The organism is Paracidobacterium acidisoli, assembly GCF_003428625.2.
In the GTDB taxonomy this organism is placed as follows: Bacteria; Acidobacteriota; Terriglobia; order Terriglobales; family Acidobacteriaceae; genus Paracidobacterium; species Paracidobacterium acidisoli.
Genome location: NZ_QVQT02000003.1, coordinates 639,205 through 660,792, shown reverse-complemented (window position 1 = coordinate 660,792; position 21,588 = coordinate 639,205). Strand labels below are relative to the sequence as shown.

19 protein-coding genes are annotated in these 21,588 nt (G+C 61.8%); 11 read left to right on the top strand and 8 right to left on the bottom strand.

The genetic code is table 11. The features are described from left to right. Positions 1-7: 7 nt before the first annotated feature. The 6 genes from D0Y96_RS10455 to D0Y96_RS10430 all read left to right on the top strand — a co-directional run bounded on the left by D0Y96_RS10455 (position 8) and on the right by D0Y96_RS10430 (position 4,612). A complete protein-coding gene (locus D0Y96_RS10455; protein WP_117299824.1) occupies positions 8-1,240 on the top strand; it encodes an arsenic transporter in 1,233 nt (410 codons plus the stop codon). An 80-nt stretch (positions 1,241-1,320) separates the two neighbouring features. Continuing rightward, the gene (gene fabZ, locus D0Y96_RS10450) at positions 1,321-1,854 is read left to right on the top strand and encodes a 3-hydroxyacyl-ACP dehydratase FabZ (protein WP_117299416.1); all 534 of its coding nucleotides are present in this window, start codon (positions 1,321-1,323) and stop codon (positions 1,852-1,854) included. A gap of 7 nt (positions 1,855-1,861) precedes the next feature. Next, positions 1,862-2,638 carry an acyl-ACP--UDP-N-acetylglucosamine O-acyltransferase gene (gene lpxA / locus D0Y96_RS10445; protein ID WP_117299414.1) on the top strand — a complete coding sequence of 259 codons (777 nt, stop codon included), beginning with the start codon at positions 1,862-1,864 and terminating at the stop codon, positions 2,636-2,638. Between the two features lie 8 nt (positions 2,639-2,646). Next, complete coding sequence (locus D0Y96_RS10440; protein ID WP_117299411.1) at positions 2,647-3,519, top strand: LpxI family protein; 873 nt, start codon at positions 2,647-2,649, stop codon at positions 3,517-3,519. Positions 3,520-3,606: 87 nt separating this feature from the next. After that, positions 3,607-4,158 (top strand): peroxiredoxin, encoded by a 552-nt coding sequence (locus D0Y96_RS10435; RefSeq protein WP_117299408.1) that lies wholly within the window; start codon positions 3,607-3,609, stop codon positions 4,156-4,158. A gap of 7 nt (positions 4,159-4,165) precedes the next feature. Continuing rightward, a complete protein-coding gene (locus tag D0Y96_RS10430) occupies positions 4,166-4,612 on the top strand; it encodes a DinB family protein (protein ID WP_117299406.1) in 447 nt (148 codons plus the stop codon). Positions 4,613-4,761: 149 nt separating this feature from the next. On the opposite strand, the gene D0Y96_RS10425 is transcribed toward D0Y96_RS10430, so the two are convergent. Beyond that, positions 4,762-5,403 (bottom strand): hypothetical protein, encoded by a 642-nt coding sequence (locus D0Y96_RS10425; RefSeq protein WP_199480231.1) that lies wholly within the window; start codon positions 5,401-5,403, stop codon positions 4,762-4,764. Between the two features lie 150 nt (positions 5,404-5,553). Next, positions 5,554-7,224 (bottom strand): lytic transglycosylase domain-containing protein, encoded by a 1,671-nt coding sequence (locus D0Y96_RS10420; protein ID WP_117299819.1) that lies wholly within the window; start codon positions 7,222-7,224, stop codon positions 5,554-5,556. Between the two features lie 341 nt (positions 7,225-7,565). On the opposite strand from D0Y96_RS10420, the gene lepA reads away from it, so the two are divergent. After that, the gene (gene lepA / locus D0Y96_RS10415; protein WP_117299404.1) at positions 7,566-9,380 is read left to right on the top strand and encodes a translation elongation factor 4; all 1,815 of its coding nucleotides are present in this window, start codon (positions 7,566-7,568) and stop codon (positions 9,378-9,380) included. A 30-nt stretch (positions 9,381-9,410) separates the two neighbouring features. Here the strand turns inward: lepA and lipP1 are convergent, their stop codons facing one another. The 3 genes from lipP1 to D0Y96_RS10400 are packed head-to-tail and all read right to left on the bottom strand — an operon-like array spanning position 9,411 to position 13,525. Continuing rightward, positions 9,411-10,349 carry a LipP1 family hormone-sensitive lipase gene (gene lipP1, locus D0Y96_RS10410; RefSeq protein ID WP_117299402.1) on the bottom strand — a complete coding sequence of 313 codons (939 nt, stop codon included), beginning with the start codon at positions 10,347-10,349 and terminating at the stop codon, positions 9,411-9,413. Positions 10,350-10,382: 33 nt separating this feature from the next. Further along, entirely contained in the window at positions 10,383-11,279 is an 897-nt protein-coding gene (locus D0Y96_RS10405; protein ID WP_117299399.1) for an MBL fold metallo-hydrolase, read from the bottom strand. Next, positions 11,276-13,525 carry an alpha/beta fold hydrolase gene (locus D0Y96_RS10400; protein WP_252263643.1) on the bottom strand — a complete coding sequence of 750 codons (2,250 nt, stop codon included), beginning with the start codon at positions 13,523-13,525 and terminating at the stop codon, positions 11,276-11,278. Before D0Y96_RS10400 ends, D0Y96_RS10405 begins: the two co-directional genes overlap by 4 nt. A 257-nt stretch (positions 13,526-13,782) precedes the next feature. Between D0Y96_RS10400 and D0Y96_RS10395 the strand changes: the two genes are divergently transcribed. The 3 genes from D0Y96_RS10395 to D0Y96_RS10385 all read left to right on the top strand — a co-directional run bounded on the left by D0Y96_RS10395 (position 13,783) and on the right by D0Y96_RS10385 (position 15,533). Then, a complete protein-coding gene (locus D0Y96_RS10395; protein ID WP_117299394.1) occupies positions 13,783-14,025 on the top strand; it encodes a hypothetical protein in 243 nt (80 codons plus the stop codon). A 168-nt stretch (positions 14,026-14,193) separates the two neighbouring features. Further along, complete coding sequence (locus D0Y96_RS10390) at positions 14,194-15,180, top strand: hypothetical protein (RefSeq protein WP_117299392.1); 987 nt, start codon at positions 14,194-14,196, stop codon at positions 15,178-15,180. A gap of 80 nt (positions 15,181-15,260) precedes the next feature. Further along, entirely contained in the window at positions 15,261-15,533 is a 273-nt protein-coding gene (locus tag D0Y96_RS10385) for a DUF4242 domain-containing protein (RefSeq protein ID WP_117299390.1), read from the top strand. A 39-nt stretch (positions 15,534-15,572) separates the two neighbouring features. Here D0Y96_RS10385 and D0Y96_RS10380 read toward each other — a convergent pair whose 3' ends face one another. The 3 genes from D0Y96_RS10380 to D0Y96_RS10370 form a co-directional block, all read right to left on the bottom strand. After that, entirely contained in the window at positions 15,573-17,096 is a 1,524-nt protein-coding gene (locus tag D0Y96_RS10380) for a fumarate hydratase (protein ID WP_117299388.1), read from the bottom strand. Positions 17,097-17,216: 120 nt separating this feature from the next. Further along, entirely contained in the window at positions 17,217-19,499 is a 2,283-nt protein-coding gene (locus D0Y96_RS10375) for a tetratricopeptide repeat protein (protein WP_117299386.1), read from the bottom strand. Continuing rightward, positions 19,496-20,389, bottom strand: a complete 894-nt coding sequence (locus tag D0Y96_RS10370; RefSeq protein ID WP_147325003.1) for a hypothetical protein — start codon at positions 20,387-20,389, stop codon at positions 19,496-19,498. The genes D0Y96_RS10375 and D0Y96_RS10370 overlap by 4 nt, the downstream gene beginning before the upstream one ends. Positions 20,390-20,546: 157 nt before the next feature. Between D0Y96_RS10370 and D0Y96_RS10365 the strand changes: the two genes are divergently transcribed. Then, positions 20,547-21,587 (top strand): YpdA family putative bacillithiol disulfide reductase, encoded by a 1,041-nt coding sequence (locus tag D0Y96_RS10365; RefSeq protein ID WP_117299382.1) that lies wholly within the window; start codon positions 20,547-20,549, stop codon positions 21,585-21,587. Position 21,588 lies beyond the last annotated feature (1 nt).

Here is a 21,588-nt window from a genome sequence, read left to right as displayed (position 1 = left end):
TCTGCACATGCTTCTGATCTGGACGATCGCCCTGGCCAGCCTTCTGCTGATGCTCCTTCGTCCCAAAGGCATTCCGGAATACATCTGGATCGGAGCCGGTGCGGTTCTGCTCGTGATCGCGCGCCTGCTGCCTCTTCCCCGCGCCGTCCATGCTCTTCACGAAGCGCTCGATGTCTGCCTCTTCCTCATCGGCATGATGCTGCTGGCGGAGCTGGCCCGTCATGAAGGCGTCTTCGACTGGGTCGCAGACCTCGCCGTGCATCACGCAAAAGGCTCGGCGGCGCGGCTCTTTCTCTGGATCTACGGCGCCGGGGTCGTCGTCACGGCGCTGCTCTCAAACGATGCCACCGCCGTCGTGCTCACTCCCGCCGTGCTGGCGGCCGTGCGCCGCGCCCGCGTCGAGCCTCGCCCTTACCTTCTGGCCTGCGCGCTCATCGCCAACGCAGCCAGCTTTCTGCTGCCCATCTCCAACCCGGCCAATCTGGTCATCTTCGGCTCGCATCTGCCGCCGCTCGGCTCCTGGATGCGCTCCCTGCTGCTGCCCTCCATCGTCTCCATCGCCGCAACGTATCTTTGCCTCCGCTGGCTTTCGCGCCGGACCCTCCGCGGCACGGTCAGCGCCGTGGAAGACGCCGTCCGTCTGACTCCCGCAGGAAAGCTCGCCCTCGCCGGAATCCTCCTCGCCGCCGCCACGCTGCTCGCATCGTCGGCCTTCGAGCTCCCGCTGGGCCTTCCTACCTGTATTGCGGGCATCGTGGCTCTCGCCCTGGTCGCGCTCAGGGATCGCAGCGCCCCGCGCGCCGCCCTGCGTCATGTCTCCTGGAGCATCATTCCTCTGGTCGCTGGTCTCTTCATGATCGTCGAGGCCCTCAACCTCGCCGGTATGCTGCGCGCCACCCTGGCCGGCCTGCACTGGCTGGCCGCGCTGCCCGGCGGCTATGGAAAGCTCATCGGCGCCTTTACCGTCGCTCTGCTCTCAAACGGCATGAACAACCTGCCTGTGGGCCTCGCCGGCGGCACCGCGCTGGCGCAGATGCACAACCCGGCGCTGCTCACCCATGCCGTGCTCATCGGCGTCGATCTTGGGCCCAACCTCTCCGTCACCGGCTCGCTTGCGACCATCCTCTGGCTGATCGCCCTGCGCCGCGACAATGCCGAGATCACCGCCTGGGAGTTCCTGAAGACCGGCGCTCTGGTCATGCCCGTCTCGCTCCTCCTGACCCTGCTGGCGCTGCGCTGAAACGGGCTTCCCTGTCGCGGACCGCCCTGGGCCTCCGGTCATGCCTTATGGGCCGTGTTTTATAATCTCCCCTGCGAACTATGGAGAATCCCAACCCCATTCTGGATGGACGCGATGTGCTCGAGATTCGGGACATTATGGCGATCCTGCCGCATCGTTATCCCTTCCTGCTCATCGACCGCCTGCAGGAGATCGAGCGCAAAAAGCGCATCGTCGCCATCAAAAACGTGACCATCAATGAGCCCTTCTTTCAGGGCCATTTCCCCGATTTCCCCATCATGCCCGGCGTGCTCATCGTTGAATCCATCGCCCAGGCCGGCGGCGCGCTCCTGCTTACGGAAGTTCCCGACCGCGACACCAGGCTGATGGTCTTTACCGGCATCGAGCGGGCCAAATTCCGCCGCCCCGTGGTTCCCGGCGACCAGCTTCGCATCGAGGTCGAGGTGCTCAACTGGAAGCCCCGCGCCGTGCGCATGCAGGGCCGGGTCATGGTCGACGGCAAACTGGCCTGCGAGGCCATTGTGATGTGCCAGCTCGTGCCGCGCAGAAAAGAGGCCGCCGCCGAAAGCGCCGCTGCCGAAGAACCGGCTCTGGAAACGGTAACCCCGGAGTGAAGAGCGAGTGAGCATCCATCCGACCGCGATTGTCGCCCCCACGGCAGTCGTTCCGTCCTCCTGTTCCGTCGGACCCTACAGCACCATTGGCCCCGACGTGGTTCTCGGCGAAGACTGCGAGCTGGTCTCGCACGTCGTTCTCGATGGCCATCTGCACGCGGGCGCGCGCAACCGCTTCTATTCCTTCGCCTGCGTCGGCGTCTCGCCGCAGGATCTGAAGTACAAAGGCGAGCCCACCGGCGTCGCGATGGGCGATGGCAACGTGATCCGCGAGTGTGTCACCATCTCCCGCGGCACAGCCGGAGGCGGCGGCACCACGCACATCGGCAGCCAATGTCTCATCATGGCCTATGCCCACATCGGCCATGACAGCGTCATCGGCAGCCACTGCATCCTGGCCAACGCCGCAACCCTCGCCGGCCACGTTCTGGTCGAGGATTACGCCACCGTCGGCGCGCTCAATCAGGTGCATCAGTTCTGCCGCATCGGCCGATTCGCCTATACCGGCGGCGGCACCACCGTCACTCAGGACGTTCTTCCCTTTTCCCTGACCTCCGCAAAGCGCGAGACCCACGCCTACGGCCTGAACAAGGTCGGCATGGAGCGCCGCGGCTTCGATGCCGCGCGCATGCGTCCCATCCAGAAAGCCTACCGCCTGCTGCTCGCGTCGAAGCTCAATACCTCACAGGCGCTCGAAAAGCTGAAGGAAGAGAGCATCGCCTCTGAAGATGTCGCGTATCTGGTCGACTTCATCGAGAAGTCGGAGCGCGGAGTGCTCAAATAACCGCCATCATGAGCACAGCATCCGGCAAACTTGGCCTGATCGCCGGTAACGGGCGCTTCCCTTTCCTGCTGCTCGACGCCGCGCGCGCCCACGGCATGACGGTCGTCGTTGCCGCCATCAAAGAAGAGACCGATCCTGAGATCGATCAGCGCGCCGAGGCCGATCCCGCCATCCGCGTACACTGGCTTTCGCTCGGAGAGCTCTCCCGGCTCATCGAGACCTTTCATAAAGAAGGCGTCATGCAGGCCGTGATGGCCGGCCAGGTCCGCCACAAACAGATCTTTTCGAGCATTCGCCCCGACTGGCGCCTCGCCAAGCTGCTGCTCTCGCTGCGCACTCGCAATACCGACATGCTGCTCGGGGCCGTCGCCAAAGTCCTCGGCGACGAAGGCATCGAGCTCATCTCCTCTACCTCCTACCTTGAGCCGCTGCTGGCAAAGCCCGGCGTCCTCACCGCCCGCGCTCCCGGTGAGCAGGAGCAGCTCGACATCGCCTATGGGCGCAATGTCGCCCTCGCCATCGCCGGATACGATATCGGGCAGACCGTCGTCATCGCCGGCCAGGCCTGCGTCGCCGTCGAAGCCATGGAAGGCACCGACGCCGCCATCGAACGGGCCGGCGCGCTCATGCGCTCCCTCGCCGAAGAAGGCGAGGCCTCCACGCTCGCCCGCAGCCTCACCGTGGTCAAGGTAGCCCGTCCGAAGCAGGACATGCGCTTCGACGTTCCCGTCATCGGCATAGGCACCATCGAGACCATGCAGCGCGCCGGAGCCACCTGCCTCGCCATCGAAGCCGGCCGCACCCTTATTTTTGATAGCGATACAATTCGTTCGCGCGCCGACGCCGCCGGAATTGCGGTGTTCGCCATGGAACACAGATAATAATCTGCAAGAGTCTGTGCCCGGATGTTTGTCTTCCGCAGTATCCCTGTCCACCCCTGAAGGTCTTATTCAGCAAGGAGAAATACGATGTCCAGAACCTCAGTGCTTACGCTCGCCGCCGTGGTCGTTGCAGCCGTTCTCGGTTTCGCTACCCTGCGCAGCTTCGCCGCCGATGACGCTTCGATGCCTCAGATCGGTCAGAACGCGCCGAACTTTACTCTTCCCTCCGAAGAAAACACGCCCGTCTCGCTGCACACCTACCGCGGAAAATGGGTGGTGCTCTACTTCTATCCCAAGGATATGACCCAGGGCTGCACCATCGAGGCGCACAACTTCCAGCGCGATATGGACAAGTATCATGCCGACAACGCCATCGTCCTCGGTGTCAGCGTCGACAGCGTCGACAGCCACAAAGAGTTCTGCGCCAAGGACGGCCTCGGCTTCACCCTGCTCAGCGACTCCACCAAAAAGGTCGTCGCGGAGTACGGATCGCTCAACGGCGTGTACGGCATGGCAAACCGCAACACCTTCCTGATTAACCCGCATGGCAAAATCGTGAAGGTCTGGACGAAGGTGAACCCCTCCGTGCACAGCGAAGAGGTTCTGACGGCGCTGGCGGACTTCCAGAAGAAGGGCTAATCCGCTCTTGTCGAACTCCGTCAGAGAAGAATTCAGCGCGGGGTGCAATGCTCTGCACGCTGCGCTGAAGGCTGCTCCGCACTCGCTTGCTGACACTCCCTGGCGCGAGGGTGGCTGGACGCGCAAACAGATCCTCGGCCACATGATCGACTCCGCGGCCAACAATCATCAGCGGTTTGTGCGCGCCTCCCTCGATGGTGCATATACCGGGCCGGATTACGGCCAGCAGGCATGGGTCGATGCGCACGGCTATGCGGAGGCCTCCTGGGAGACGCTCCTCGGCTGGTGGAAGGCTTACCACGACCTTCTCATCGCCGTGGTGAACCGCATTCCTGTCGCGAAGCTCGAAGCCGAATGCCGCGTTGGCGATGATGCTCCCGTAACCCTCCGCTTCCTCATCACGGACTACATCGCGCATCAGCAGCACCATCTCCGCCAGATTCAGGCCTCGTAGCCGGTTCCCATTTCGCACATCGCCTCTTCCTCGTCAGGGGAAGAGGCGATGTTATCTGCGGCAAAATCAGGCAAGTGAGAAGCTTCTGCAGGCGCAAAAAAGCCCGGCGTTGTGCCGGGCTCTTTTGCTTGCCTTAAGACTACGGTGAACTACTTCTTCGTTGCCTTCTTTGCTGCCTTCTTGGCCGCTTTCTTGGCCGGGGCCTTCTTGGCTGCCTTCTTCGCGGGAGCCTTCTTCACTGCTTTCTTCACTGCTGCCTTCTTTGCTGCTTTCTTCACTGCCAAAGTAAGACCTCTCTTGGTTGGGTTTTTACTGACGACGCTCTTTTTACCGGCTGCAGATTTCTTTGCAGCCCGTCCGCCACTTCGAGCGCCACTGCTTTTCTTCGCAGCGGATTTCTTTACGGCCTTTTTAGCCGGAGCTTTCTTCGCGGCTTTTTTGGCTGAAACCTTTTTCGCGGCCTTCTTCGCGGGAGCCTTCTCCACTGCTTTCTTTGCAGCTTTTTTGGCCGGCGCTTTTTTGGCTGCCTTCTTCGCGGCTTTCTTCCCTGCCGGTGCTTTGCTCACCGCGGGCACCGCCACGGTGTCCTCGATCGGCTCTTCGATGATGGCAACGACGACGCCTTCCGTCTCTTCATCTTCTATATCGTCATCATCGGACGAAACCGAGATAGAGACTTCCTCTTCTTCCTCGTCCTCATCAAAGCCGCTATCCAGCTCTTCGGAATCGTCGAAAGATTCCGGCTCGAATTCATCGTCACTGCTTGCGAAAAGTCTGCGATCGTCCTGCATGGATTCATCCCTCCGGACTTCCGTTACCGTGGCCCCTCTGCGATTCAGCGCAGCAAAGATACATACAAGCCCTGCGGCGCGGATTATAGCAACAGCATGCAACGGCTCGTCAACGGATGCAAGCCCTCAACTGATTCTAGCGGGCTCTTTTCAGATATGCTTCTTCTTTTTTGCGGAGGAACCTGCCACGGCATGTGCCCTGCTCTCGTCCACACGGCGCGCCGGGTGGCCTCCGCTTCGCTTCTGCCCGCGCTCTGAAGCGGCCGTCGAGTGAGATGCAGTTTCCTTCGCGGAAGCATGCCTGCGTGTGCCGCGCCCATGCCGCCCGCGGGAAGAGCCCGTGATCCGCGCCGGCTCGGAGACATACAGACTCCGCCCCACCGCCAGCTCCGAGCCCTTCAGATGATTCCAGCGGCGCAGCTGCTCCACCGTGACTCCGAAGCGGTCGGCCACCGTCACCACCGTATCGCCGTGCCGTACCTTGTAACGCGCCGTCCGCAGCGAAGAAGGAGCCGACGAAGGCGCTACCGGAATCACCAGCGCATCCACGCCGGAGAGGTCCTCCGTCGAGCTGAGCTGATTCACGAAGGCGATCTCTGAAGTGGAGACATGATAGGTGCGCGCAATGTCGCTGATCGTATCGCTCGGCTGCAGCACGTGATACCGCCAGTAGCGCCGCTTGTCTTCCGGAATCTCGGCAATGGTCTGCTCGAAACCGGCCTTCGCCCCTGCGGGCAGGTGCAGATCGAACGGCTCATCCGGCGGCGTGGACATGCGCAGCAGGCTCGGATTCAGCGCCTCGATCTCCTGCAGCGGCGCGCCCGTAATGTCTGACACCAGCCGCAGATCCACCGCATAATCGGTGGTCACCGTATCGTCCAGCAGCGGCGGATCGGGAGCCAGATCATCCAGGCCATACTGCTTCGGATTCTTGGCCATGATCGTGACCGCGATAATAATCGGCACGTAGTTCTTCGTCTCTGCCGGCAGATTGTTCCGCCGGTACAGCTCCCAGAAGTCCGCATAGCCGGTGCGCTGCACCGCGCGCTGCACATTGCCCGCGCCCCAGTCGTAGGCCGCCATCGCCAGATACCAGTCGCCGAGCTGTTCGTAGTTGGCCTTGATCTCGCGGGCATAGGCGCGCGTCGACTTCTCCGGATCGAACCGCTCGTCATACCAGGCCGTCCGCCGCAGACCGTATGTTCCGTATGGCATGAACTGCCACATCCCGGCCGCATCCGATCTGGGATTGACCGCCTGAGGCCGGAAGCCCGACTCGGCCACCGCCAGATAGAACAGGTCCTGCGGAACACCCTCTTCCTTTAGTACTCGCTGGATCATCTCCTTGTAGCGCCCGGCGCGGGTCAGCGAGCCGACGATGGTGTTGTGCCCCAGAGTCGTGTGCGTGAAGAAGTTGATGAAGCTCGCGACGGGATCGTTCATCACCAGCGGCAGATCGGACTGCGTGACCTTCAGCTCCGCCTCCGCCTGCGCCTTGACGTTCGGGTCCACCGGGAAGGTGACGTCGTTCGCAATATCCACCGGAGCCGGCTCGGCTGCCTGCGACGCCGCGTTCGTCTTCTGCCGCAGCGCATCCAGCTCCTGCGTGTTCTCCGCATCCACAATGCGGTCGAACTCCGCGCTCAGCGCCGGATCGTTCCGGATATCCAGACCACTGGTCAGCATCAGGTCGACGGCGTAATCGAAGTTCGCTTTGGCCGCCGCCGCATGCCCCTGCTGATAGTTCTGCATGCCGGTCTGCCACGCCTTCTCGACCGTATCGATGAGCTGCTGGTCCTGCTCCGCCTTTTGCCGGCTCATGCCTGGCGATGCGGATGCGGACTGCGCGGGAGCGGTCTGCTGCGCAGACGCCCGTGCGCTCCGTGCGGCGCCGGATGTCGAGGGATGGGAATCGCGTCCCGAAGCGTATCCCGGAAGGATCAGCAAAGCCGCAAAAGCTGCGGCGGAAAAAGCCTTATGTACTGCCATGCGCCAGCGAGGATTACCTGCCTTATTGTATGACTGCGGTCGGCGCGATGCCGACAATGCCGATGATAAACTGAGGCCTCAGGAGAGTTTCCTCCGCCGGGTATACCCAAAGCCGATACCCGCTTCAAAAGAAATCCTCCCAATGAAACCCGCCGGGAACCGGCACTCTTTTCATGAACAGCAAGTACATCCGGAATTTTGCGATCATCGCGCACATCGATCACGGCAAATCCACGCTCAGCGACCGCCTGCTGGAGCTCACCGGCTCCCTCACCGCCCGTGAGATGCAGGCCCAGGTGCTTGACGCCATGGACCTTGAGCGCGAGCGCGGCATCACCATCAAAGCCCATGCCGTGCGTATGATGTACCCGGCCAAAGACGGCACCACGTATCAGCTCAACCTCATCGACACGCCTGGCCACGTCGACTTCTCCTATGAAGTCTCCCGCTCGCTCGCCTCCTGTGAAGGCGCGCTGCTGGTCGTCGACGCCTCTCAGGGCGTCGAGGCGCAGACCCTGGCCAACGCCTACCTCGCCATCAACCACGGCCTCGAGATCATCCCCGTCATCAACAAAATCGATCTCCCCAGCGCCGATATTCCGCGCACCAGAGAGATGGTCGAGCAGACCGTCGGTCTCGATGCCTCCAACGCCATTCCCGTCAGCGCCAAAACCGGCCTCGGCGTCCCCGATATCCTCGAAGCCATCGTGCATCGCCTTCCGCCGCCGGCAGGCGATCCTGAGGCGCCGCTCCAGGCCCTCATCTTCGACTCCTGGTTCGATGCCTACCGCGGCGTCATCGTCCTCGCCCGCATCGTCAACGGCCGCCTGCGCAAAGGCGCAAAGATCCGCCTCATGTCGAACGGCAAGGCCTTCGACGTCGAATCCATGGGCGTCCTCACCCCCAAGCCCGTCGAGATCGACGAGCTCTCCGCAGGCGAAGTCGGCTTCTTTGTCGCCACCATCAAGAACGTGGCCGACACCAAAATCGGCGACACCGTCACCGAAGACAATCGCCCCGCCATCGAAGCGCTGCCCGGCTTTGAAGACATCAAATCGATGGTCTTCGCCGGCATCTACACCGTCGATTCGCACGAGCACACCCTGCTCCGCGACGCCCTCGAAAAGCTGCGCCTCAACGACTCGTCCTTCTTCTTCGAGCCGGAAAGCTCCGTCGCCCTCGGCTTCGGCTTCCGCTGCGGCTTCCTCGGCCTGCTGCACATGGAGATCATCCAGGAGCGCCTCGAGCGCGAGTTCAACCTCGACCTCATCACCACCGCGCCCGGCGTCCGTTACCGGATCACCATGACCGACAGCTCTGTGATTGAAGTCGAGAATCCCTCGCGCTGGCCCGACCCCAGCGAAGTCGAACAGATCGAAGAGCCCATCATCACCGCCACCATCCTCACCAATGAGGAGTACGTCGGCGGCATCCTTAAGCTCGTCGAAGACAAGCGCGGCCGCCAGAAAAACTTCGAATACGTCTCCGCCACCCGCGTCATGCTCACCTACGAGCTGCCGCTGAACGAGATCGTCCTCGACTTCTACGACCGCCTCAAATCCGTCTCCCGCGGCTACGCCTCGCTCGACTACCAGCTCTCCGGCATGTGGGTGTCGCCCATGGTCAAGATGGACATCCTCGTCTCCGGCGAGCCCGTCGACGCTCTCTCCATCATCGTTCACCGCGACTTCGCCTACGACCGCGGCCGCGCTCTGGTCTCGAAGATGCGCGAGCTCATCCCGCGCCAGCAGTTCGAGGTCGCCATCCAGGCCGCCATCGGCGCCAAGGTCATCGCCCGCGAAACCGTCTCCGCGCTGCGCAAAAACGTCATCGCCAAATGCTACGGCGGCGACATCAGCCGCAAGCGCAAGCTGCTCGAGAAGCAGAAGGAAGGCAAGAAGCGCATGAAGCGCATCGGCAAAGTCGACATCCCCCAGGAAGCCTTCCTCGCCGTGCTCAAAGTCGGAGAAGACACAGCCGGCCGCTGATCCTCTTCCGTCACGCTGCCGTTCAACCGGTTATCGCGCCGCTGCCTGAATCCATTCAGCCATCGCGGCAATGGCCTCCCGCGACTGCTTCAGCGCGCCCACCGTCAGCGGCCAGACGCAGAAGTTGTGATGCATGTCGTCGTAGTGAAGATGCGTGACCGGCACGCCTGCTTCCTTCAGCCGCTCTGCGTACTTCACGCCCTCATCGCGCAGCACATCGTACTCGCCGGTCACCACCAGCGCCGGAGGCAGCCCGCTCAGATCGGCCGCACGCAGCGGCGACGCATCCGGATGATGGATCTCCTGCGGATGCGGCAGGTAATGATTCCAGAACCAGATCATGCCATCCCGCTCCAGCCCGTACCCCTTCGCATTCTCCTCGTATGACGGGTATGCGGAGCTGTAATGATCGGTGATCGGAAACAGCAGAATCTGCCCGCGCAGCTTCTTCCTGCCCCGCAGACGCAGCGCCACCACCGCCGCCAGATTGCCTCCGGCGCTGTCGCCGCTCACCAGCACCGCATGCGGGTCTGCGGAAAACTCCGCTGCATGATCCAGTACATAAAGCACCGCCGCTTCGCTGTCCTCCACGGCCGCGGGAAATCTGTGCTCCGGCGCCAGCCGATAATCGACCGACACCACTACAGCATCGGCAGCTCCGCAGAGATAACGGCAAAAGGGATCGTGAGAATCGAGCGTCCCCATCACCCATCCGCCGCCGTGAAAGTGCACCACCGCCGGGAAAACGCCCTGCTTCTCAGGCCGGTACACACGCGCCGGAATGGCTCCGCCCGGCCCCGGAATGTTGATATCCGCGACACGCACCTGCGGCAGATCCGTCAGCCGCACCGCGGCGACAATCTCCTCCACTCTGCCGCGTGCCTCCTCTGGAGTGATCCGGGTTAATGGCCGCGCATGCTTTGCGGCCTGCGCATCGAGAATCGATCTCACCTTTGCATCGAGTGGCATGGAACCTCAGAGAGTTTGTAGAGCGACAAACGTTCAGACCTGCCGCTTCATCACCGGCTTGCCTTTTTCGTTCATCTCAACATAGCCGAATGGTGTGCGGTGATCGTGTGTAAACAGCACCAGCCACTCCTCCGGAATCGCTCGCCGGTAAAAGCGTTTACGCTGCTCAATGCAGGTCAGCGGATCGAGGTCATACCCCATCACCCATGTGATATCGAGATGTGCGCTCGTCGGAATCAGATCCGAGATGTAGCACGCCCGCTTCCCGCCTGAATCGAGATGCACCGCCAGCAGCTGCGATGTATGCCCCGGATACCCCTCGACCGAAATCCCCGGCACGATCTCCGTCACCTCGCCCGGCTTCGTGTCCAGCAGCGTCATCTGCCCGCTCTTTATCAGCGGATCGTAGTTGTCGCTGATGTAGCTCACCGCGTCCCGCTCCATCTGCAGATGCCCGTGTTCCACCTCGCCGCGATGTGCAAAGTACCGCGCATTCGGAAACGTCGGAATCACTCTCCCGTCCGGCAGCTTCGTCGTGTTCCATCCGCAGTGGTCGAAGTGCAGATGCGAGTTGATCACCACATCCACCTCCTCCGGCCGAATCCCCGCAGCGGCAAATGCCTGCGGCAGCTGCTCCTTCGCTTCGTGAATGGCGCGCAGCTTTTCGCTCAGCTTGTTGCCGATACCGGTCTCGATCGCTACCGTGTGCTTTCCCGTCCGCACCACCACCGTATTCAGCCCCAGCAGAATCCGGTTCAGCGCATCCGCGGGGGCGCGCTTTTCCCACATCGGCTTCGGCACCACGCCGAACATCGCTCCGCCGTCGAGAAAATAGCTGCCGTCGCTCAGAACCGTCAGCTCAAACTCACCCAGCGTCGTGCGTCCCCGCACCAGCTCGCCCGTATCCGCTCTCTCTGCCGGATGACTCACTGCCCCTGCGCTCCTGTTCCCCTGTTTGCCGGAGCCTGCGCGAAATAGCGCTCGAAATGCTCCAGAATTTTGCTGAACAGCTCCGTCTGATCCTTCGCCCCGGCAACAGAGTGCGTCTTGCGCGGAAAGATGTTGTAGTCGTACGGAATCCCGGCCTGAATCAGCCTCTCGATATATTGCACCGTATTTTCCAGATGCACGTTGTCGTCGCCCGTGCCGTGCAGAATCAGCAGATGCCCCTTCAGATCGTCCGCGCTGTTCAGGTCCGAATCGCGGTCGTAGTTCTCCTTGTCTTCCGCCGGCAGCCCCAGATACCGCTCCGTATAAATCGAGTCGTAGTTGCGGAAGTCCGTCACCGGAGCGCCCGAGACCCCGGCCTGAAAGCGGTCCGAATGCGACATCGCGTACAGCGTAAAGCTGCCGCCCCAGCTCCAGCCCCACCACCCCATCCGCTCGGGGTCAAGCTGCGGATACTTCGCCAGCACCTGATCTATTGCGGATAACTGATCGGCAAGCTGCGGTGGTCCGAAATTGTGATAACACGCCTGTTCGAACGCGCGCCCGCGCCCCGCCATGCCGCGGTTGTCCACATGCAGCACCGCAAACCCGTGCTCGGCCAGCAGCTGGTCAAAGAAAAATCCCTTGCCGCGCCACCGGTTCGTCATCTCGCCCACGCCCGGCCCGCCATAAGGATTCACAAGCAGCGGCACGCTCTTCACTGCCGTCCGGCTGTCCGGCAGCAGGATCGCCCCGTAAAGTTCCGTCTTTCCATCCGCCGCCGTCAGCGTCAGGTCCACCGGAGCGCGCAGCGTGTGCCCCCTGACCGGTGTCGATTGCCAGAACGGCTGACAGGTGCCGTCCGGCGCGCACGAAGCGACCGTGGGCGGCGTCATGCGGTCGGAGTACGTGTCGATATAGGCCTTCCCGTTCTCCGGAAAATCCGGATCGTGCACGCCCGGCGTCCGGGAGACCTGCCGCTTTCCGCTGCCGTCCAGATGCACCGCCCAGATCTGCACATCCAGCGGATTGCCGCCCTCCGCCAGGTAGTACACCGTGCTCGTTCCCAGGTCGATCGCCTTGATATCCGTCACTTCATAATCGCCGCTCTCCACCTGATTCAGCGGCCTGGCCTCGGCATCCAGCGGATTCGACGGGTTATAGGCGTACCGGTAGATATGCCGGTAGCCATCGCGCCAGCTCACGATCAGGAACTGATCGTTGTCCAGAAAGTGCAGATCGTAGGTTTCGGTAAAGTACTCCGGCTCGGTCTGCGCCAGAACCAGCTTTACCTCTCCCGTCTTCGTGTCCGCGAACCACACATTGAGGTGCTTGTGATCGCGGCTCAGCGTCTCCACCCACACCACCCGCGGATCGACCCAGCCGAAGCGCGGAATGTAGTCGTTGCCGTAATCTTCCGGAATCTTCAGCCAGTGCGTCGCTCCGCCATTCTCATCCACCACCCCCACCTTCACCCCGGGGTTGGGATCGCCCGGCTGCGGATACCGCTGCTCATCGACCGCCGAGTGCACGTTCAGCCAGTCCTCGATCGGATACTGCGGAACCTGCTTCTCATTCATCTGCAGGTAGGCGATATGCTTCGAATCGGGCGACCAGAAGTAGTTGCTCCGCACGTCCAGCTCTTCCAGATACACCCAGTCGACTTCGCCGTTCAGCAGCGTCGGATCGTCGGTTTTGGTCAGCGCCGTCGCCGGCGCCGAGCCGTCCGGCCGCTGCAGATACAGATTGTGATTACGCAAAAAGGAAATGTACTTCCCGTTCGGAGAAAACTTCGGATCGTCCCCGCTCTGCATCCCGCTGTTGCCCACCTGCACGCCGGTTCCGCTCTTCAGCTCGTAGACCCACAGCTCCCCATCGGTATCGAACAGCAGATGCTGGGAATCCGGCGCCCAGATGTAATCCGGCTCGTCGTAGCGGTTCCGGTGATCGCGGTCCCGCTCGCTCACATTGGCCGACAGCAGCCCGCTGATCTTTTCGTAGGGAATCATCTTTTTCGGCTTGCCGTCTCCCGGAAACACCTCCATCACGTCTCCGCTGTCGGCCAGATACGTGGCGACCCTGCCATCCGGCGACCAGCTGATCCCCTCCGGAGGATCGCCCGTCAGGCTTCCTTCATGTCCGTAAATCTCCTGCACCGTCCAGGGATGCGTCCCCTGAGCATGAGATAACGGCAGAAGAAAAGCGGCAGCGAAGACAAAAACAGCGGGTGCGCGGTTGCGGCAATACAAGCATTTACTCCGGATCATGGGGTTTCGCCCGACTTCGGCGCGGGAACAAAACGCTCGAAACTGTAAACGCATTCTATTTCATACTCCCGGCCGTCCTGTCACCTCCGTCTTTTCCATCCCGCACATTTTCTGCTCGCTGCAGACACGTTTTCCTCCGTGCGCCGAATTGCACAATTGCAATTGCCTTACTGCACACTCCTGCGTCTTTGAGGGCAACCATCGCCCTGCTTTTCCCCTCCTATTCGCTGGAGGGGAACGTGGTTTCCGAATGCATAAATCCGGCTTGCCGCCAGAAACTGCTCTATCTGCGCAATGGCAGAGTGGTCAGAGTGACCCGCCAGGCGCACAGCGTTCTGCAGATCGAACACTTCTGGCTCTGTGGAGAGTGCTTTCTGCGCTATGACTTTCACTTCCTGCCCGGAGGTGAAGTGGAAATTCTGCCGAGAGCCATGCCGCTGAGCGAAGAAGAGCCTGTCGTGGACCTTGCGTTCACGGCATGAGTGATTGCGCGCATTCTTCGATCCGCGGTCTTTGTCGTACAGACGGGGAGAAAACCGCTTCTGTCTGCGGAAACGGCTTTCATCCCGTCCGGCATCTGATTTATTGTTCCCTGCACCACCAGCTCTCCAGGGTTGGGTAAGATGCAGTCTAGAGGTACGATCCCGTTGATGATTGTCCTGCAAGGGCTCTCTCGATCCATAATTTCTGCGGGCAATACCCGGTACTCGAAACCTGTTCGGCCCGCCGCCTTCCGGCTCTTCCTGGCTTTTCCCGTACTCGCCCTGATCGCCGCCGCGGCGCGCCCCGCCTTCTGCCAGATGCCTCCGGTACAGATCGTGCAGGAGGTCGTGAATAACGAGCTGACCGCCGATTCCAACAACCACATCTCCTGGATGTATCGCGACGCCAAACAGGTTCCCGGCAAATCCACCGTGAGGCTGGTCGTCGAAACCCCCGCCGGCAATCTCTCGGAGACGATCAAAGCAGACGGCCACGACCTCAGTCCCGATGAGAAGCAGCAGGATCTTCAGAAGATCGATCAGATGGTCAAAGACCCCGATCTGCGGCAGAAGCAGCAAAAAAACGCCCAGCACGACGATCAGCAGGCCCGCTCCATGATGGAGATGCTGCCCAAGGCCTTCCTCTGGAAAGAGACCGGCCGCAGCGACGGCGAGATTCGCCTCAGCTACACGCCCAATCCCGACTTCAGCCCGCCCAGCATGAACTCCCGTGTCCTCGCCACCATGTCCGGAACCCTGGTCGTCGACGAAAAGCAGATGCGCCTGAAGGAGCTGAAAGGAACGCTGACGCAGCCCGTCGAATTCGGATGGGGGCTGCTCGGCAAGCTGGATAAAGGCGGCACCTTCCACATCCTCCGGCAGGAGGTCCAGCCCGGCCAGTGGCAGATCACCCAGACCCACGTCCACATCCAGGGTCATGCGCTGATCTTCAAGAGCATTGGCGATCAGGAAGACGAAGAGACCAGCGACTATGTGCGCACGCCCTCTTCTCTTTCGCTCCGGCAGGCGGCGGAGATGCTGAAGAACGGGACCGTGGCCCGCGAGCTCGGCAAAAAGACCGACTCACCCCAGCCGGCCGCCGAAACCGCTTCGGCGCACAGCGATGAGCGCCATCATCTGCACAGCTCTCACTGAGCCGCTCCGGCAGATCGCAGTTGATTTACGGCAGCATCGGTAGCATCATCACCTCCTGCTGAAAAGCAGGGGGTGAAAGCATGCCGAAATTCATCATCGAGCGTGAGATTCCCGGAGCCGGAGATCTGCTGCCGGAACAGCTGCAGGCCATATCGCAGAAGTCCTGCGGCGTGCTGCGGGAGATGGGCCCGCAGATTCAGTGGGTGCAGAGCTACGTGACCGGCGACAAGGTCTACTGCATCTACATCGCGCCCGGCGAAGACGCCATCCGCGAACACGCGCAGCGAGGCGGCTTTCCCGCCAATCGTATCTCGCGCATTCGCACCGTCATCGATCCCACAACCAGCGAATAGGTCGGGCCGGCGAACAGGCCGCGGGCGGCCTTCCCGCCTTCAGGCCAGAATCGGCACGCCCGCAATGCGGCTCTGAATCTTCGCCTGCCACTCCTTCGGACCGGTCTGGTGAACCGACGTGCCGTTCGCATCCACCGCGACCGTCACCGGCATGTCCTTCACCTCGAACTCGTAGATCGCTTCCATGCCCAGGTCTTCAAACGCCAGCACCTTCGAGCCGCGAATCGCCTTCGACACCAGATACGCCGCGCCGCCCACCGCCATCAGATACACGGCCCTGTTGTCGCGAATCGCCTCGATCGCCGCCGGACCGCGCTCCGCCTTGCCGACCATTCCCAGCAGGCCCGTCTGCTCCAGCATCTGCCGCGTGAACTTGTCCATGCGCGTCGCCGTCGTCGGACCCGCCGGGCCCACTACCTCTTCGCGCACCGGATCGACCGGCCCGACGTAGTAGATAAAGCGATTCGTGAAATCCACGGGAAGTTTTTCGCCGCGGCTGAGCATGTCGGTCATCCGCTTATGCGCCGCATCGCGCCCGGTCAGCAGTTTGCCGTTCAGCAGCAGCACCTCGCCCGGCTTCCAGCTCGCTACGTCCTCGCGCGTCACCGTGTCCAGATCCACTCTCCGCGCCGTCGAAACGTCATAGGTCAGCTTCGGCCAGTCTTCGAGCGACGGTGGCTCGAGCTCCGCCACGCCCGATCCGTCCAGCACAAAGTGCGCATGCCGCGTCGCCGCGCAGTTGGGAATCATCGCCACCGGCAGATTCGCCGCATGCGTCGGATAATCGCGCACCTTCACGTCCAGCACCGTCGTCAGACCGCCCAGCCCCTGCGCGCCAATGCCCAGCTCATTCACCTTCTGATACAGCTCGAGGCGCAGCTCTTCCGCCCTGTTCTGCGGCCCGCGCGCCATCAGATCCTGGATATCGATCGGGTCCATTAAAGACTCTTTGGCCAGCAGCATCGCCTTCTCGGCCGTGCCGCCAATACCGATGCCCAGCATCCCGGGCGGGCACCATCCCGCGCCCATCGTCGGCACCGTCTTCAGCACCCACTCCACGATCGAGTCCGACGGATTCAGCATGACGAACTTCGACTTCGCCTCCGACCCGCCGCCCTTCGCCGCGACCGTGACCTCAACCTCGCCGCCGCGCACCAGCTCGATGCTCACCACCGCCGGCGTATTGTCCTTTGTGTTCTTCCGCGCCCCCGCCGGATCGGCCAGCACCGATGCCCGCAGCTTGTTGTCCGGGTCGAGATAGGCCCGCCGCACGCCCTCGTTCACCATCTCCTCGACCGTCATCTCCGCGTCCCAGCGCACGTCCATGCCGATCTTCAGAAATACCGACACGATCCCCGTATCCTGGCAGATCGGCCTGTGCCCTTCCGCGCACATGCGCGAGTTGATCAGAATCTGCGCGATCGCATCCTTCGCCGCAGGCGACTCTTCGCGCTCATACGCCTTCGCCAGGCTGGTAATGTAATCCACCGGATGGTAGTAGCTGATGTACTGCAGAGCGTCCGCCACGCTCTGAATAAGGTCTTCCTGCCGAATCGTCGCCATGAATCGTCTCTCTGCTCCATAGTAAATACAAGCCGGCTTCTGAGCGACCAAACCCGCCTGACGCGGAAGAACCGGTCCCCGAATGACAGCCTGAGCGGGCAGAGCCCTTCTGCATCTGTTTTATTTCGGCGGCTGCGGCTTCAAACCGGGATCGAGGCGGTTCGCCTTCTGAAATTCCCGCGCAGCTTCCTGCCTTCTGCCCATGCCTGCCAGCGCCAGACCGATGCCGTAGTGGGGCAGGTCAAGGCCGTACTCCAGAGCCAGCGCCTTACGGTACTCGGCGATGGCTTCCCGGTAATCGCCCTTATCGCCCAGTATCCGGCCGAGAATGAGGTGATAGATGGCCTTGCGGGGCTTCAGAGTCAGCGCCTTCCGGTATTCGGCGATGGCTCCGTCGTGATCGCCATTGCCGTCCAGGGCATCGCCGAGGCTGATGTGGTAAACAGGCTCGTCTGACTTCAGGGCCAGCGCCTTCCGGTACTCGGCGACAGCACCCTCGTGGTCGCCTTTGTCGTACAGAGCGTCGCCAAGGTTGATACAGGCATCGGCCTCGTCCGGCTTCAAAGCCAGCGCCTTCCGGTATTCGGCGACAGCGCCGTCGTGGTCGCCTTTCTCATTCAGAACGTAGCCGATGTTTTTGTGGGCGTAGGCGTCGTCGGGCTTCAGAGCCAGAGCCTTTCGATACTCGGCCATGGCGCCGTCGTGATCGCCTTTGCCGTCCAGGGCATCGCCGAGACTGGTGTGCGCGTCGGCGGCGTCCGGCTTCAAAGCCAGCACTTTCCGGTATTCGGCAATGGCTTCGTCATAGCGGCCTTTGTCGCCCAGGGCATCGCCGAGGTTGATATGGTAAAGAGCCTCGCCGGAATCCAGGGCCAGCGCCTTCCGGTACTCAGCGATAGCCTCGTCATCGTCGTCTCTGCTGTACAGGACGTAGCCGAGGTTATTGTGGGCGGCGGCGTAATCGGGTTTGAGAGCCAGAGCCTTCCGGTATTCGGCGATGGCGGCGGCGTAGTCGCTTTTCTCGCTCAGGGCGATGCCGAGATTGTCATGAGCCAGGGCGAAGTCGGGCTTCAGAGCCAGAGCCTTCCGGTACTCGGCGACAGCGCCATCGAGATCGCCTTTCTTATACAGGGCGTAGCCGAGGCTGTTGTGCACGTAGGCGTCGTCAGGCTTCAGCCTCAGCGCTTTCCTGTACTCGGCAATGCCTCCGTCGTAGTCGCCTTTATCGTCCAGAGCGATGCTGAGATTGTCATAAGCGATGACAAAGTCGGGCTTCAGAGCCAGCGCCTTTCGATACTCGGCAATGGCGCCGTCAAGGTCGCCTTTCTGATACAGGGCATAGCCAAGGCTGTTGTGTGCGTAGGCGTCGTCGGGATTCAGCTCCAGCGCCTTCCGGTACTCGGAAATAGCCCCTTTGTGGTCGCTTTTGTTACCCAGGGCGATGCCCAGATTCCTGTGGGCATAAGCGTGATCGGGGTTAAGGAGCAGCGCTTTTCTGCACTCGACGATGGCGGCGTCGTAGTCGCCTTTCTGGTTCAGGGTATTGCAGATGTTGCTGTGCGCATCGGCATCCTTTGGCTTCAGCGCCAGAACCTTCCGGTACTCTGCGATAGCTCCGTCGTAGTCGTTTTTGTTGTACATCGCGTTGCCGAGGTTGAGGTGGATTTCACTCTTGTCGCCGGAATCCAGGAGCAACGCCTTCCTGTACTCGGCGATAGCGCCGTCATAGTCGCCTTTATTGTTCAGGGCATTGCCGAGGCCGAAGTGGGCGTCTGCGTAATCGGAATCTCGCGCCAGCGCCTTCCGGTACTCAGCGACAGCGCCGTCGTAGTCGCCTTTGTTGTTCAGAGCGTTGGCGAGACTGAAGTGAGCCTGAACCTCCCCATAACCGGGAAACAGCTCCGGCACCTCGGAGTAACCGGGCTTCATGGCCAGCGTCTTCCGGTACTCAGCGACAGCGCCGTCGTAGTTGCCTTTGTTGTTCAGGGCTGCGGCGAGGCTATAGTGGGCGTTGGCGAAATCGGGATACAGAGCCAGAGCCTTCCGGTATTCGGTAATGGCGTCGGCGTAGTCTTTTTTCTCGAATCGCTCGTTTCCGCGGTTATAGTGGACGACCGCCTTGTTAAGCCTGTGGGTCCTGTAAGACCGGACGGCAATTGTGACGACCAGAATGGCGGTGACCGCGACGAGAATGGCCAGCGGCCTGCGCCGCCGGCGGGCAGCAGCCACTTTGGTTCGCGCCGTCCCCTGCCATTGTTCCAGCAGGTCGAGCGAAAGATTGCTGCGCTCGCTCAGCTCTTTCAGATCGGCGGCCTCGGCAAGATCCTGAACCGTGCGCACCTGCGCGTAGTCAAGCCGCGCCGCAGACTCCGGGCTGATACCGAACACCTGCGAGAGCTTCATCGCTCGATCTCTCTCGCCGCCGCATCCAGGCTGCTGCGGAGCCGATGAAAGGAGCACCAGCGCAAAAGGCCGAAAAGAGCTTTGTACTTCTTCTCGGAGTCGGCGTGCGGATCGGGGTCGGGCTGAAAGTTCTCGATCGACTGGCGCACCGCGTTGTACTTTTCATCCGGCAGCGGCCGGATGGTCATCTCCTCTTCGAGGGCGCGTCCCGCCGCCAGCCGGATCGCGCCCCAGTCGTAGCGGCGGCACGCCTCCACAACTTCCTTCTGCATGCGCCGGAGAATGCACTCGCTGATGGCGTCTTCAATCACGGCGAGGATCGGGTTGGAGCTCGATCCGCCCGCAAGATCGCGCATCTGGTTGTCCCCCGCAGGCTGCGTCCTCGGCTTAAAGCGAATCGCCGGGAGAACCAGCGCGACGGCGATCCCGGAAAGGTCGGCGATCCACGGGCCCAATGATCCCAGGAAGGGCAGCGCCTTCAGGGTGCCCTCCGACGTAACAGGGATGCCGCACAGACCGATGCCGAAGATCAGGAAGAGAATCGCATAGGGGTTCGTGAATACGCCCAGGCCACGGTAGAGGCGAAATTTGCGCGCCAGGCGGGCTGCGCTGATGAGCAGGCCGGAGCAAAGTACGGCGATGAGCCGGGTGTAGGAGATGCGAGTCGCGTTCGGCGCCGTCTGCAGCGGAGCGGCCTGAGAGGAGGCAGACGATATTCCGGTGTTCGCCGGCCTCGCGGCCGGCACAGGCGCAGGTGATCCGCGGCTCTCCTGCGACAAACCGGCGTTTGGCATCGAAACCAGCGCCGCGAACAGGGCAAGGCTGAGAAGCACCAGCAGACCGGCCCTGCGTCCGGGTTTCGCCCGCCCCTGGAACCGGTGGCGCTTCATCCTCGATAAGGTACAGTTCACCTCCCTGAAAGTCCACATCAGAAGCCGGAGAAACAGCATGTTCTGCAGAAAGCCGGCCGCCCCTGAGCCGCCCTGCATTCTGAGCATTGCGTCCTGAGCCCTGTGCTCTGTTTCGCATATCGTCTAAGCTGGAAGCATGGACGCTGAGCGAAACGGGGGCGCGGCCTCCGAAACTTTCGACGTGCTCGTCGTCGGCGCCGGACCGACCGGCATGGCCTGTGCCATCGAAGCGCAGCGCGCCGGCTTCCGGGTCGCGCTCGTCGACAAGGGCTGCCTCTGCAACTCACTTTTTCACTACCCGTCGCACATGACCTTCTTCACCACGCCGGAGCTGCTCGAGATCGGCGACATTCCCTTTCCCAGCCCCAACCAGAAGCCGAACCGCAACGAGGCGCTGGAGTATTACCGCAAAGTGGCGGAGCATTATGCCCTCGACATTCGTCAGTATCAGAATGTTGAAAGAGTCAGCGGCAGCGACGGCGGCTTCCATGTCTTTACCCGCGACCGCTTCGAGCGCGAGCACACCTGGCGCACCCGCAAGCTCATCGTCGCCACCGGCTACTACGATCTGCCCAACTATCTGGACATCCCCGGCGAAGATCTGCCCAAGGTGCTGCACTACTACAACGATCCGCATCCGTATTTCGACCTCGACGTCGTCATCATCGGCGGCAAGAACTCCGCCGCCATCGCCGCGCTCGAGCTCTGGCGCCACGGCGCCCGCGTCACCATCGTGCATCGCGGCGCTTCCATGCACCGCCACGTCAAATACTGGATACTTCCCGATATCGAAAACCGGATCAAAAACGGCGAAATCACCGCTCACTTCGAAAGCCGCGTTACGCGGATCGATCCCGACGCGGTTACAATTTCCACACCTCGGGGAGAGCAGCGAATCCCGAACGATGCTGTCTTTGCCATGACCGGATATCATCCGGATTTTGATTTTCTTGAGTCTCTCGGCGTGCGCATCGAGGGCCAGGATCACTGCCCGGCCTGCGACCGGCAGACTCTGGAAAGCAATGTCCCCGGAATCTATCTGGCTGGCGTCATCATCGCCGGCTTTCGCACCCACGAGATTTTTATAGAGAACGGCCGTTTCCATGGCCGTCAGATCGCCGACGACCTGAAGCAGAAGCTTCCGGCCCCGGCCATGCTTGAGTCCTCTGCGGACTGAA

Bases quoted from the DNA above. Each gene is read 5' to 3' on its own strand.
- D0Y96_RS10440 (WP_117299411.1), top strand. From the start codon at position 2,647: ATGAGCACAGCATCCGGCAAACTTGGCCTGATCGCCGGTAACGGGCGC.
- lipP1 (WP_117299402.1), bottom strand. From the start codon at position 10,349: ATGCCACTCGATGCAAAGGTGAGATCGATTCTCGATGCGCAGGCCGCA.
- D0Y96_RS10380 (WP_117299388.1), bottom strand. From the start codon at position 17,096: ATGGCGACGATTCGGCAGGAAGACCTTATTCAGAGCGTGGCGGACGCT.
- D0Y96_RS10435 (WP_117299408.1), top strand. From the start codon at position 3,607: ATGTCCAGAACCTCAGTGCTTACGCTCGCCGCCGTGGTCGTTGCAGCC.
- lepA (WP_117299404.1), top strand. From the start codon at position 7,566: ATGAACAGCAAGTACATCCGGAATTTTGCGATCATCGCGCACATCGAT.
- D0Y96_RS10370 (WP_147325003.1), bottom strand. From the start codon at position 20,389: ATGAAGCGCCACCGGTTCCAGGGGCGGGCGAAACCCGGACGCAGGGCC.
- fabZ (WP_117299416.1), top strand. From the start codon at position 1,321: ATGGAGAATCCCAACCCCATTCTGGATGGACGCGATGTGCTCGAGATT.
- D0Y96_RS10425 (WP_199480231.1), bottom strand. From the start codon at position 5,403: ATGCAGGACGATCGCAGACTTTTCGCAAGCAGTGACGATGAATTCGAG.
- D0Y96_RS10365 (WP_117299382.1), top strand. From the start codon at position 20,547: ATGGACGCTGAGCGAAACGGGGGCGCGGCCTCCGAAACTTTCGACGTG.
- D0Y96_RS10375 (WP_117299386.1), bottom strand. From the start codon at position 19,499: ATGAAGCTCTCGCAGGTGTTCGGTATCAGCCCGGAGTCTGCGGCGCGG.
- D0Y96_RS10390 (WP_117299392.1), top strand. From the start codon at position 14,194: ATGATTGTCCTGCAAGGGCTCTCTCGATCCATAATTTCTGCGGGCAAT.
- D0Y96_RS10420 (WP_117299819.1), bottom strand. From the start codon at position 7,224: ATGAGCCGGCAAAAGGCGGAGCAGGACCAGCAGCTCATCGATACGGTC.
- D0Y96_RS10455 (WP_117299824.1), top strand. From the start codon at position 8: ATGCTTCTGATCTGGACGATCGCCCTGGCCAGCCTTCTGCTGATGCTC.
- D0Y96_RS10385 (WP_117299390.1), top strand. From the start codon at position 15,261: ATGCCGAAATTCATCATCGAGCGTGAGATTCCCGGAGCCGGAGATCTG.